This window comes from Dyella terrae, from assembly GCF_022394535.1.
GTDB lineage: Bacteria > Pseudomonadota > Gammaproteobacteria > Xanthomonadales > Rhodanobacteraceae > Dyella.
On record NZ_CP089414.1, the window covers coordinates 1,022,466 to 1,034,799 of the forward strand.

Annotated in this window: 14 protein-coding genes; 1 reads left to right on the top strand and 13 read right to left on the bottom strand. The window is 63.8% G+C overall.

Annotated features, from left to right (window positions below; translation table 11 throughout):
* Positions 1-15: 15 nt before the first annotated feature.
* The 8 genes from DYST_RS04155 to DYST_RS04190 form a co-directional block, all read right to left on the bottom strand.
* A complete protein-coding gene (locus DYST_RS04155; RefSeq protein ID WP_102302686.1) occupies positions 16-759 on the bottom strand; it encodes an S-methyl-5'-thioinosine phosphorylase in 744 nt (247 codons plus the stop codon).
* A 20-nt stretch (positions 760-779) separates the two neighbouring features.
* Entirely contained in the window at positions 780-1,340 is a 561-nt protein-coding gene (locus DYST_RS04160) for an NADPH-dependent FMN reductase (protein WP_239950292.1), read from the bottom strand.
* 43 nt (positions 1,341-1,383) lie between these two features.
* Positions 1,384-1,932: a hypoxanthine-guanine phosphoribosyltransferase gene (locus tag DYST_RS04165; protein WP_239950294.1), complete on the bottom strand. Its 549-nt coding sequence runs from the start codon at positions 1,930-1,932 to the stop codon at positions 1,384-1,386.
* A complete protein-coding gene (gene nagZ, locus DYST_RS04170) occupies positions 1,929-2,951 on the bottom strand; it encodes a beta-N-acetylhexosaminidase (protein ID WP_239950296.1) in 1,023 nt (340 codons plus the stop codon). Before nagZ ends, DYST_RS04165 begins: the two co-directional genes overlap by 4 nt.
* On the bottom strand, positions 2,945-3,472 hold the full coding sequence (locus DYST_RS04175) for a CYTH domain-containing protein (RefSeq protein ID WP_102302682.1): 528 nt from the start codon (positions 3,470-3,472) through the stop codon (positions 2,945-2,947). Before DYST_RS04175 ends, nagZ begins: the two co-directional genes overlap by 7 nt.
* A gap of 56 nt (positions 3,473-3,528) precedes the next feature.
* A complete protein-coding gene (gene rlmD / locus DYST_RS04180) occupies positions 3,529-4,842 on the bottom strand; it encodes a 23S rRNA (uracil(1939)-C(5))-methyltransferase RlmD (RefSeq protein ID WP_102302681.1) in 1,314 nt (437 codons plus the stop codon).
* A 129-nt stretch (positions 4,843-4,971) separates the two neighbouring features.
* Entirely contained in the window at positions 4,972-5,577 is a 606-nt protein-coding gene (locus DYST_RS04185; RefSeq protein ID WP_239950298.1) for a YdbL family protein, read from the bottom strand.
* Positions 5,578-5,636: 59 nt separating this feature from the next.
* The gene (locus DYST_RS04190; protein ID WP_239950300.1) at positions 5,637-7,658 is read right to left on the bottom strand and encodes a DUF748 domain-containing protein; all 2,022 of its coding nucleotides are present in this window, start codon (positions 7,656-7,658) and stop codon (positions 5,637-5,639) included.
* A gap of 86 nt (positions 7,659-7,744) precedes the next feature.
* Between DYST_RS04190 and DYST_RS04195 the strand changes: the two genes are divergently transcribed.
* Complete coding sequence (locus DYST_RS04195; RefSeq protein ID WP_239950302.1) at positions 7,745-8,458, top strand: response regulator; 714 nt, start codon at positions 7,745-7,747, stop codon at positions 8,456-8,458.
* A gap of 9 nt (positions 8,459-8,467) precedes the next feature.
* On the opposite strand, the gene recO is transcribed toward DYST_RS04195, so the two are convergent.
* From recO to lepB, 5 genes are all read right to left on the bottom strand, one after another.
* The gene (gene recO / locus DYST_RS04200; protein WP_239950304.1) at positions 8,468-9,178 is read right to left on the bottom strand and encodes a DNA repair protein RecO; all 711 of its coding nucleotides are present in this window, start codon (positions 9,176-9,178) and stop codon (positions 8,468-8,470) included.
* Between the two features lie 74 nt (positions 9,179-9,252).
* Complete coding sequence (gene era / locus DYST_RS04205; RefSeq protein WP_102302676.1) at positions 9,253-10,194, bottom strand: GTPase Era; 942 nt, start codon at positions 10,192-10,194, stop codon at positions 9,253-9,255.
* Positions 10,191-10,847, bottom strand: a complete 657-nt coding sequence (gene rnc / locus DYST_RS04210) for a ribonuclease III (RefSeq protein WP_239950306.1) — start codon at positions 10,845-10,847, stop codon at positions 10,191-10,193. Before rnc ends, era begins: the two co-directional genes overlap by 4 nt.
* Positions 10,848-10,862: 15 nt before the next feature.
* Positions 10,863-11,240: a DUF4845 domain-containing protein gene (locus DYST_RS04215; RefSeq protein WP_102302674.1), complete on the bottom strand. Its 378-nt coding sequence runs from the start codon at positions 11,238-11,240 to the stop codon at positions 10,863-10,865.
* A 144-nt stretch (positions 11,241-11,384) separates the two neighbouring features.
* Positions 11,385-12,287 carry a signal peptidase I gene (lepB, locus tag DYST_RS04220; RefSeq protein ID WP_102302673.1) on the bottom strand — a complete coding sequence of 301 codons (903 nt, stop codon included), beginning with the start codon at positions 12,285-12,287 and terminating at the stop codon, positions 11,385-11,387.
* Positions 12,288-12,334: the final 47 nt, after the last annotated feature.

A 12,334-nucleotide genomic window follows, 5' to 3' on the forward strand; every position in this document is an offset into this window, starting at 1 on the left:
ACCCCCACCGGCTGCTCAGCTTTTGAGCAAAACGCCGAGGATGCGAGGTACCTCTGCCGTAGCCGCCGCCAGGTGGGCGAAGATTTCTTCGATGCTGATTTCCGCTTCGTCCCCGCAGCCCGCGGCAAAGTTGGCCACCAGCGCAAGGCAGGCGTAATCCATCTCCAGTTCGCGGGCGAGTACGGCCTCAGGCATGCCGGTCATGCCGACCAAATCGCAGCCGTCGCGCTTCATGCGTGCGATCTCCGCCCGAGTTTCCAGTCGCGGCCCCTGGGTGGCGCCGTAGCAGCCACCATCAATCGCGGCGATACCTGCCGCGCCGGCCGCATCGATCAACTCGCGGCGGAGCGACTCGGTGTAGGGCTCGCTGAAATCGATATGACGGACCTCGGCACCCTCCACATCGCAAAAACTCGTGTAGCGACCATGCGTGTAATCGATGACCTGATCCGGCACGACGATAACGCGCGGCCCCATGTCAGCCCGAATGCCACCTACCGCATTCACGCCAATCACTTTGCGCGCACCCAGCGAGTGCAGCGCCCAGAGGTTCGCGCGGTAGTTCACCCGGTGCGGCGGAATCGTGTGGCTTTCGCCATGACGCGCGAGGAAGGCCACCTTGCGGCCGGCGAAGTCACCGGTAACCACGTCACCCGATGCAGGGCCATACGGCGTGTCGATACGGTGGCGCGAGGTGTTCTCGAGCCCGGGGAAGTTGTACAAGCCGCTGCCGCCGATAACAGCCAGGTCGATAGTCACGATGCGTTCCTGTTTACGAATTAAATGTCGTTGGTGGTGACGGCCAGCCGCTCGGCGAATCCCTGCAGGTGGCGACCCAGCGCCTCCCGTGTCCGCTCATCGGTCAGCCGGCCTTCGATAATCTTGGTATGCGCCTGGAACACCAGCACATCGCCCTGCGGCTCGGTGCGAGCGCCTGCGCGGCGCAGCACCAGGCGAAGCTGGTCCTGCGCACGCACGGTGCCGGTGATACCCGGACTCGCACCAATGATGCAGATGGTCTTGCCCGTCAATGCGGCAACCTTGCGCCCCTTGCCGGCGCGCGACGCCCAGTCCACAGCGTTCTTCAGCACGCCGGTAATGCCACCGTTGTACTCGGGGCAGGCGAACAGCAGGCCATCCGCACGCTCGATGGCCTCTTTGAATTCAGCGACCGGCGCAGGATCACCCTGCTCTTCCACGTCCTGATTGAACAGCGGCAGATCATGCAGGCCATGAGTGACGATGTTCATCCGCGCCGGCGCCAGTTCCTGGGCGGCATGCAGCAGTGCGGTGTTGAACGAGGCCTGCCGCAGGCTGCCGGAAATCCCTAAAACATTCATAGGCCACTCCTGTTGTGCAACGCCCCAAAGGAGCACGCCAGCTTTACTTCAGTGCGTAGATGCCCGGCAGGTTGCGACCCTGCTCGTGGTAGTCCATGCCAAAGCCAAACACATAACGATCCGGCAACTCGACGCCATTGAAGTCCGATGCAACGCCGTCCACCAGTCGATCATGCTGTTTGATGCACAAGCTGGCGATCAGCACGCGGCGCGCACCACGACGCAAGCAGTCGTCGCGGACAGCCTTCAGGGTGTGGCCTTCGTCGAGGATGTCGTCCACCAGCAATACAGTGCGCCCAGCCAGGTCCGCCGCAGGCTCGCGCAGCCAGTGCAGCTCACTGCCCGATGTCGCGCCGCGATAGCGGGTGGCATGCACATAGTCGAATTCAACATCAGTGCGGATCGCCAACGCGAGATGGCCCGCGAAGATCAGTGCGCCATTCATCACGGTGAGGAAGACCGCGCGCTCGCCATCCAGCGATGCATCGATATCGCGCCCCATGGCGGCGATGACCGTTTCCAGCGATGCGCGGTCGAACAACAAGTCAGCGTCAGCGAGCGCAGTTGCTAGCGAGGGAGTAGAAGCAGTCATGCCGGAGTTTGTCCTTCCGCGGTATGCAGCGCCGCGATGCGCGCGATGAAACGTTCGCGCTGGGGGTTGTCGTTGAGGCCGTCCCAGGTGGACGCGACCGCGCCACGCAGCGAGGCAATGCGCTCAGGGGAGGCGGCAGCCCGTCCTTGCACGGCGGCGATCGCCTCGTCCACCACGTCGGGGAAGCAGGCAAGTACGAGATCGCAACCCGCGTCGAGGTGCGCGCTCACGCGCGCCGCTGCGCCGCCGGCCGCTCCGGCCGCTGCCATGCTGATGTCGTCGCTGATCACTGCGCCGGTGAAGCCCAGTTCGCTGCGCAGGATTTCCTTGATCCAGCGCGACGAGAAACCCGCCGGCTGGTCGTCGATTTCGGGATAGATCACGTGCGCCACCATCACGGCCTCCGCATGCGCGGCCAGCGCTTCGGCGAATGGCACCAAGTCGTCGCGCCGGATCACATCCAACGGACGCGGATCCACCGCCGTCGCCTTGTGCGTGTCCACGGCCACCGAGCCATGGCCGGGGAAGTGCTTCAACACGGCCGCCATGCCACCCAAGTGCATGCCGCGCACATAGGCCTGCGAAAGCTCCGCGGTGACGGTCGGATCGGCATGGAATGCACGCAGGCCGATGGCCGCGTTGCCACGCGCCAGATCCACCACAGGGGCGAAGCTGAAATCGACACCGCTTGCGCGCAGTTCGCTGGACATCACCCAGGCGTGCTCCTCCGCCAAGCGGATCGCATCTTCCGGGTCGCGGTCGTATACGGCACCGATGGTAGAGAGCGGCGGCAAGCGGGTGAAGCCGTCACGAAATCGCTGGACGGGGCCGCCTTCCTGGTCCACGGCGATAAGCATCTCTTCGCCACCGACGTCGCGAATATCATCGATCAGCGCCATCAACTGGTCGCGCGAACTGTAGTTGCGCGAAAACAGCACCACACCCGAAACACCACGCGCCTTCAGCCACGCGTGCTCAGACGGCGCCAGCGTGGTACCGGCCAGGCCGATCATCAGCATGACTGCGGGTCTCCTGCTGCCTCGCGCTCTTCCTGTGTCCAGTGCGCATAAGGGTGAGCGATGAGGTTGACGTTGTAGTAGCGAGCCAGATGACTGACCTCGCGCGCCAGCCATGATGGCCGCGGAAACGATGCATCGACCGAAGGCAGTTCGACCTCGGCCACCACGAGGCCGGCGTTCTCGCCGAAAAATTCGTCGATCTCGAACAGCACGCCGTCCACGATCACGTGATGGCGGATTTTCTCGACCACACCGTCGCACAGCTCAGCGAGCATTTGCTCGGCATCGGCGATGGGCACGGGATACTCGAACTCGGCCCGCTCGATGCCCAACTGCGCCGATTTGATATTGAGCCAGGCGCGCTCACCGGTGCGGCGCACGCGCACCGAAGCGCGCGCGGTGCCGTCGTGCAGCGCCTGCGCACTGACCAGATAGCCCTGGGCGATGCGCTCGCTTTCGCTGACGGCGTCGCGCCAACCATCGTGACCCAGGAGGAATTTGCGTTCGATTTCGATGCCCATGCTTCGCCCGATGATTGGGGGATTGTGTGACGGAGTAGTGAAGGTCGCCGGGCGGCTCAGCGCTCGAACAAGGCGATCGACTCCACGTGCGCCGTGTGGGGGAACATATCCATCACCCCTGCGGCACTCAAGCGGAATCCATGCTTCTCCACCAGGATGCCGGCATCGCGGGCCAGTGAGCCCGGATGGCACGACACGTAGACGATGCGGCGCGTTTCCTTATGCGGGAGATACTCCAGTACCTTGTCGGCACCAGCACGCGGCGGATCGAGCAGCAGCTTGTCCCACGGCTGCTTGGCCCAATGCGCATGACGCTGGTCCTCGAACAGGTTGGCGACTTCAAACCGTGCATGGGTGATGCCGTTACGCGCGGCGTTCTCCGCAGCGCGCTCGACCAGGCCATGCTCGCCCTCCACGCCGACGACCTCCGCCACGCGACGCCCGATGGGCAGCGTGAAGTTGCCGAGGCCGCAGAACAGATCGAGCACGCGATCCGTCGGTTGCGGATCGAGCAGCTCCATGGCGCGCGCCATCATGCGGCGATTCATGCCCGCATTCACCTGCACGAAGTCGAGCGGGCGGAATTCCAGCTCCACGTCCTCGAACGCCGCATCGCCACTCGGGATGCGGAACGCCAGGCGCGGCGCCTCCGGCCACAAAGGATGCACACTGGTCACGCCGCCCGGCTGCAGGTAGATGGCAAAGCCATGCTGCTTGCCGAACTCGATCAGCGCGGATTGATCGCGCTCGCTCAGCGGCGCCATGTGGCGAAACACCAGCGCGACGACGTCGTCGCCGGCCGCGAACTCGATCTGCGGAATATCCGCCGCCGCATCCATGCCGCTCACGAGCTCAGCCAGCAGGCCGATCTTGGGGCCCAGCGCCGGATGCACGACCTCGCAGTGCGTGATGTCGGCTACAAAGCGCGGATTGCTTTCCTCACGGAAGCCCACCAGCACGCGTCCCTTCTTGGCCACGGAGCGCACCGACAGGCGACCTTTGCGGCGATAGCCCCAGGGCTCATCCGTCAGTGGCGGCAACCACGTGGCCGGCGTCACCTTGCCGATGCGCTCGAAGTTGTCCTTCAGCACACGCTGCTTCACTTCGATCTGGGAGACGGCATCGAGATGCTGCAGCGAACAGCCGCCGCACTGTCCGAAATGACGGCAACGCGGTTCGACGCGATGCGGCGATCGGGTCAACAGCTCCACCACCTCGGCTTCGTCGTAATGACGATGCCGTTTGCGGATGCGCAGCTTGACGTCTTCGCCCAGCAGCGCGCCGCTGACGAAGACGGCCTTGCCGTCGATGCGGGCTACGCCTTTGCCGTCATGGCTAAGATCGGTGATGGTGGCTTCGAGTTCGTTCATCGTGAGTGCTGTCTTCCAGAAACGCGCACGCCCGGATCATGGGGACCCGGGCGCGGTGATCGGGCTGGTGCCCGGTTGTTGGCCCGCATCGCGGCGGAACCATGAACGGGCCAGGGGTGGGCGTACGGCTTACTTCTGCTTCCAGGCGCCCGAGGCATCCTGATAATACCAGCCCGCACGCGCCCGCTCGATCCAACCCTTGGCAAACGTGGCGCGGATTTGCGATTCCCATTCGGGGTGATTGTTGGCATTGGCCACTTCGCGATACAGGGCGTTGCGATCCCGGTTCTCGTCGGCCACCGAAGCGCTCACCCCAGCACGCTGATCCAGTGGCACCTTGCCGGCGTCACGCACCGCCACCAGGCCATCCTGCGTGAAACCCACCGCGCCACTGTTGAACAAAGGTGTCAGGGTGTCGCGGAAGCGCGCCTGCATGCGCCCGTGAATGGCATCCGTTGTCGCGGTCTGGATAAGCAGGTTCGGCGCGTCGGCCGCATAGGCGGCTGGAATCAGCAGATCCAGCAGCATGGCGGACGGTTGCCCGCTCTTCTTCACCGGCGGGGCAGACTCATTGCTCTTGGCGGGCGACGAAGGCGCCGCATTGTCCAACACGGTGCCGATGAACTGGTCGGCCGCTTTCTGAGCCGCCGCCTCAGGGAAATACACGTTGATGGTGACGCACCCCACCAATGCGACCAACAGCATGGTCAGCAATCCATAGACGAGCTTGCGCATCTTCGACTCCTTCGGGGATGGGGTGTGGCTGGAGGCACCTGATTCGACTCAGGGCGCCCCTAGTGGACTTCCGGTCCGTTGCCTTCAATGGCGGCTTTCAACCGGCGAACGAGGGTCGGCCAATCGACCTGGGTCTGGTGACCGATCACCTGCAGGCGCGGCAGTCCGCTGCCCTCGACGATAGTGTAGCCGTCGGCATCGTCATCGAGACCGCCCATACGGCATACGGAGGCCTGCAGGGTGCAATTGAGGCCGATGCGCTTGTACCCGAACGTCTTGAAGAGCTTGAGAACAGCGCCCTGCAAACCCGCCGCCGCGCCACCGCCACCGACACTGGTGAGGTTGTTCACGGCGCGCTGGCTGATGCGACCACCGCTGCCGGCGAGCAGGTTGGCCTTGAAAGCCACCGGATTCCAATTCACCAAGCGTAGCTCGTTGATGGAGCCGTCCATGCGGCCAGTGATGTTGCCGAAATCGAACACGCTGGTCATCGCGCCAAGATCAAGCTGGCGCAGTTGCACGTCACTGGTCAGCACGGGGCTGGGGCCGAAAGGACTCTGCAATGTCAGGCGCGTGATATCGACGAAGCCGTCGAACACATTGATCGAGAGGCCACCCTCGAGCTCAAAGCGATCATCAACCCAACGCAAGGCAGGAATGGCGCCACCCAGGGTGCCGGGGAACTCCGGCCACCCCATGGCACGCGAGAACGCCGCCATGTCGATGCCCGCGAAAGCCAGCGACGTTTCCAGTCGACGCCCCTTGGACGCGGCCGGACGCCATTCCAGGTCGCCCACGTGCACACGGCCATTGAGCAGAGGGATGTCGACCGAGTGTTGCAGGCTAAGCGCGCCGCTCCGGCTCTGCCAGCGCGTCTGCGCCGCGCCATGCGGCATGCGATAGACCTGCAGGGCCTGCCAGCTCAGCGTGGTCGCAGGTCGATCGGTATTGGCATTCCAGTCGAGACCACCGCGCAGCCCCTTCACGCCCAGGCGCCCCTCCCCATCCGCGACATCGAGCCCGTCGGTATCAAAGGCGAAACTGCGCAGGCCATCCGCACCGAGATCCAGGTTGCCGCTCAACTGACCTTCGATACGCACGTCGCGTAAACCCAGCGTGGTGAGCCACGCCTGGCCGTAGCGCTGGTAGGCGGCAGGGAAGCGCGACTGCAAGCGATCGAGCTTGAGCTGCTGGAGGTCACCCTTCGCATTGAAGGCCATCGAGCCTTCCAGTTGCAGCGCGTCGGCATCCGCCACGCGCAGGCGGTTGAAATCGACGGCGCCATTTCGTATCGCCGCAGCGAGGCTCAACTGAACCGTGTGATCCGGTAGCCGGGCGAAAATGGGACCGAGCAACAACTCGCCGCCGCGCAAACCCGCATCGAGATCGATGCGAGACGGCGCGCTGGTCGTATCGATATTGAGACGCCCGTTGCCATTGACCGATTGCCCCGCCAATGCACCGCCTGGCGTGTCAAAGCCACCACCGCTCAGCGCGAATTGCCCGGAGGCCTGCAACCCCTTGTCCTGCAGATCCAGCGCCATGTCTGCATCGAGCTTGCCGCCGGTGACGCGGCCCGACCACACCGTGCTGAGCACGCCTTGCAGCCAAGCAAGCGGCACACCCTTGAGGCTGATCTGAGCATGCGTGGGCTGGTCGAGCGGAAGAGCGGTGCTGGCCTGGATCGCCCCCTGCGATATGTCGATCTCCAGCGTGTTGGCGGCCTCGTCGATCACCATCGACACCTTGGCATTACTCAGCGCACCGCCTTGCGCACCAGACAACTGGGCGACGCCATCAAACAACCAACGCATGTGGGTGTCTCGCTGCAGAGTGCCCTGCAGATCCACACCAATGCGTTTCCAACCCATCGATGGGACATCGGCCTTGGCGGCCTTCAGACCAAGCTTGAGCCCGCCCTGCCCGTCCTCACCGATCCGCGATTGCACACCCTGCATTTTGAGGCCGGGCACGGTCACCGTCTTGGCGCCCAGCGCCACGTCCGCGCGGACCGGCAACGACAATCCCACCCCAAAAAGGATGAGCAGGCTGAGCAACAGGTGGCTTGAGTTGGCACGCATGACGCGCCATTCTGCCAAAATCAGCTGAACGACATGGACACGTCATGCAACACCCGTCTTCCAAGACCCCTACGGGCCATCGGGGCATGCCCGACGCGGTCCGCGCTTTGGTGGCCGACGACGACCCGAGCAGCCGGTTTTTCCTGGTGGAAGCCTTGCGCAGCCTTGGCCTGGACGCCCAGGCCTGCCATGACGGCCCCTCAGCCATCGCCATCGCCCGCCAGGAGGCCTTCGACCTGCTTCTGCTGGACTGCCGGATGCCCGGCGCTGGCGCGGAAGAAGTACTCGCCGCACTCCGTAGCGATCCAGACGCACGTTCCAGCGATTGCACCGCCGTCGCGACCAGCGCCGAAATGGACGTGAAGGAACGGCAACGCCTGCTGTCCTCCGAGTTCAGCGAGGTCCTGCAGAAGCCCTGCAACCTGGCGGACCTGCGCCGCATCCTGGCCCTGGTGCAAGCGGGCGCGACCACCTCGCCGCTGCTGGATGACGCACAGGCGATCGCCACCATGGGCGATGCGGAAGTGGTAAAGGCTATGCGCACACTCTTGCGCGTGGAGTTGACCGGCCTTTACCAGGATCTCGACGCCCTTGCGAACAACCCCGAGGCACTGGCTGACCGCCTGCATCGATTGCGTTCGTCCTGCGGCTTCTGCGGCGCAGCGGCCCTGGGCATGCAGACGACCGTGTTGCAGCGTCACCTGAAGCTCGGGCACTCGGGGACATCCGTGCCGCTGTCGCGCTTCCGTCGCTCCCTGCTGGCCACCATCGAGGCGCTGGCTGCCGAAGATCCGGCCTAAGAGCCAGACTTAGCGCCGCGATATCGCGGCGCCGAGCACGTGCCACGCGCGCAGCTCGCCGCCTCCCAGATGGAAACGGATCACCTCCCGCATCATGACCCGCAACGCCGACAAGCCGGCAGCATCCGGCATCACGTCGGCGACCAGCGCGAGCAGGTCGGCGCCTCGCAACGCATGGGGCGTACCTGGACGACACGGCGCCGGCCCTTGCTCGACCACGTAGCGATAGTGCTGCGCAGGCTCCACAGGCTCACCCGACTCCGCTTCGAACTCCAACTGAAGTGCGTAACCTACCGCTTCCAACAGGTCGCGCTCGAAACGCCTCAGACTCCAGGCCAGTGGTTCGCCCTGGGCGAGGCGCGGCAAGGTGCGGGCATAAGCATCGAACAGCTCGGGTAGCGGGTCTTGCCGCCCGGTTAGCCTGACCGACAATTCGTTGAGATAGAGGCCGGCGAGCCCCGCATCCCCCACTAGGCGCAGCGGCGCCCCCACGCCCTCGGCCGACTGCAGTGTCGCCAGCTCACCACGCAACATCAGGTCCAGCGACAAGCGCTGAAAAGGCTCCAACTGCGCGCGCTGCAGCCGCGCACGTTCGCGCCTCACCCCGCGCGCAACCACCCCAAGCCGCCCGTGTTCTCTCGTCAGGCACTCGAGCAGCAGCGACGTCTCACGGTAGGGCCGCGAGTGAAGAACGTATGCCGGTTGTTGTTCGATGCGCATGGCGTGAGCGGCGCGCCCAGGTCATTCCGTTGTCGCGAGTGGAGGTTTCGCCGGCCCGCCTGGCGCAGGCGCGATCAATCCGTGTAACCGAACTTCTTCAGCATGGTCTCGTCGTCGACCCAACCTTCACGCACCTTTACCCAAAGACGCAGGAACACCTTGCGCTCGAAGGCTCGCTCCATGTGGCGACGCGCCGACGTGCCGATGGCCTTGAGCTGGGCACCACCGTTGCCGATCACAATGGCTTTCTGACCGTCGCGTTCGACCCAGATGATGGCGTGGATCTCCGCGACACCGTCCTCGCGATCCTTGAACTGCTCGATCTCTACCGTAGTGGCGTAGGGAAGCTCTTGATCCAACCGGAGCATCAACTGTTCGCGCACCATCTCCGCGGCCAGGAAGCGCTCGCTGCGATCGGTGACCTCATCCTCACCGTACACCGGCGGTTGCACCGGCAAGCGCTTGAGGATGCCAGCCTCCAGTTCCTTGAGGCCCTTTTCCTTGAGGGCGCTGACATAGTAAATGTCATCGAAGCTGTGGCGAGTCATCAGCTCGGCCACAAACGGAAGCATGGTCGACTTGTCTTTCGCGAGGTCGACCTTGTTGATCACCAGCAGGCGCGGCACCTTCTGCTCGACGAGTGCGTCGTAGAGCGCCTCATCTTCGTCAGTCCAGCGGCCAGCCTCGATCACCTGCACAACCACGTCGACTTCACTGATGGCCGAGCGTGCCGCCCGATTCAGGCTACGGTTCATGGCGCGCTTGGCGCCTCGATGCAGGCCCGGGGTATCCACATACATGATCTGCCCCGCCTCGCTGGTGGCGATACCCAGGATGCGGTGGCGCGTCGTCTGCGGGCGCGGGCTCACGATGGACAGGCGGAAGCCGATCAATGCATTGAGCAGAGTCGACTTGCCCACATTGGGGCGGCCAGCCAGGGCTACGGTGCCACAGCGGAAATCGTCGTGCGGAAGTTCGGCCGGTGCGCCGAGATTGAGTTGGTCGTTGTCATTCATGAATTCAGTTCCTGCAATAGGCGCAGCACGGTTTCGGCAGCGTCCTGTTCGGCGGCTCGGCGACTGGTGCCGCGCCCATCGGCGCGAATCGGCGCGGGTTCATTGATTTCGCAGGACACGTCAAAAGTCTTGGCGTGGTCTTCGCCATGGCTATCGATCAGATCGTACTGCGGCAAGGGCCAGCCGCGCGCCTGTAAGAGCTCCTGCAGGCGCGTCTTGGCGTCCTTGGAGGACCGCGGAATGGCCGCCACCAGTGGCTCGAACAGCCCGCGCACCACCGCGCGGCAGGCATCGAACCCGGCGTCGAGATACACCGCGGCTATCAGCGCCTCAAAGGCGTCAGCCAGGATGGACTCGCGGCGAAAACCACCGCTCTTCAATTCGCCAGAGCCAAGTTTCAGCTCGTCACCCAGCTCCAGCTCCCGGGCGATGACCGCCAACGCCTGGCCATTTACCAACTGCGCCCGCAACCGGGACATTTCGCCCTCGCTGGCGTTGGGATGGGCTTCGTACAGCAGTTCGGCCACGACGACGCCCAACAGGGCGTCACCGAGGAATTCCATCCTCTCATTGTTCGGCCGACCGGCACTGCGATGAGTCAGTGCCAGCTGCGCAAGAGAGGGGTCAAGAAATCGATAGTCGAGCTTGGTCAAATCCAGAGCCTGTGCTTAACCGTCGACATTGCCCTGCAACTCTACGCTCTTTTCGAAGTGCACCAGGAAGTCGACGTTGTACATAAAGGGAATACGCTTGTCGTAGCTGACGCTCAGCTGCGTTGCGTTGCCGTTGCGCTTGAAGCTGATGTCCTGCGGCGTAATGGTGTCATCACTTACGTACTGGAAATCCAGCTTCTTCATCAAGGCGCTCTTAACTTCTCCGGGCGTCCTGGCCGTGCCTTCCGACGCCAACTGGCCCATGGCCTTGCTCACGCCCATGAACTCTGTATAGGCAGGCACCAGCTTCATCGCCATATAGCCAAAAAAGCTCACCACCATGAGCACGATAAGAAACCCCATCAGGGTGATGCCCGTCTGCTTCGATTTCATAGTCCCCTCGCTATGCCGCCTTGCGGCGATTTCCGGCTGACTGGCATGGCGCCACCGAGACGCTCCGGCAGCGACTTGGCGCGCTTATTGTCGCGCCAAGTCCGCAAGGACGTCACCGGGCGCATACCCATGGCCGTCACGCTTTTAGTGAATGACCGTGCCCATGCGATGGAACGCGACGCCCGAACCAGTCCAGCTGAGCCAGATCAGGAACGCCTTGCCGGCGAGATTCTGCTCCGGCAGGCAACCCCACCAGCGGCTGTCCGTGCTGTTGTAACGGTTGTCGCCCATCGCCAGGTAGCAGCCCTGCGGCACCACCAGCGGCACGTGCGGATTCGGCAACGGCGGTGGCACGGCATAGTTGGGCATGCGCGCGGTGAGATGATTCACCACGCCACCTTCGCCGTTGGGCAGGTGCTCGTTCCACACAGTGGCACCCATTTCCAACATCAGACGGGATTCGGCGCGCTTGGGGTCGCCCTCGTACGGACCGACCAGATCAGCGGCTACCGGCTGGCCATTCACGATCAGCTGGTCGCCGTGCATTTCCACCCGGTCACCCGGCAGGCCGATCACTCGCTTGATCCAGTTCTGGTTGGGCACCGGTGCATGCGGGTCCACGCAACTCTGGTCACCGCTGCGCACCAACTTGCCGCCGTCCTCGCACAGATAACCGGGAAAGCGGAATACCACCACGTCGCCACGCTTGGGCTCGCCCAGGCTCACAAACTTGTTGTTGAAAGCCGGCATGCGCAGGCCGTAGGCAAACTTGTTCACCAGGATGAAGTCGCCAACATCCAGCGTCGGCATCATCGAACCGGACGGAATGCGGAACGGCTCGGCCACGAACGAACGCAGCACCAATACCACCAGCACCACCGGGAACAACGAGCGGGCCCAGTCAACCGCGACCGGTTCGTGCATGTCCTTGCCCGAAGCCTCTGCTTTGGCCTTGCGCTGCTTATAGAAGAACAGGCGGTCCAGGCCCCATATGACACCGAACAACACGGTGAGGCCAAGCAGAATCGCCGAGAAATCAAAATCCATTGAAAGCTCCTCAGGAGCAGGGAACGGGGTTGCTGCAGTCAAACCGT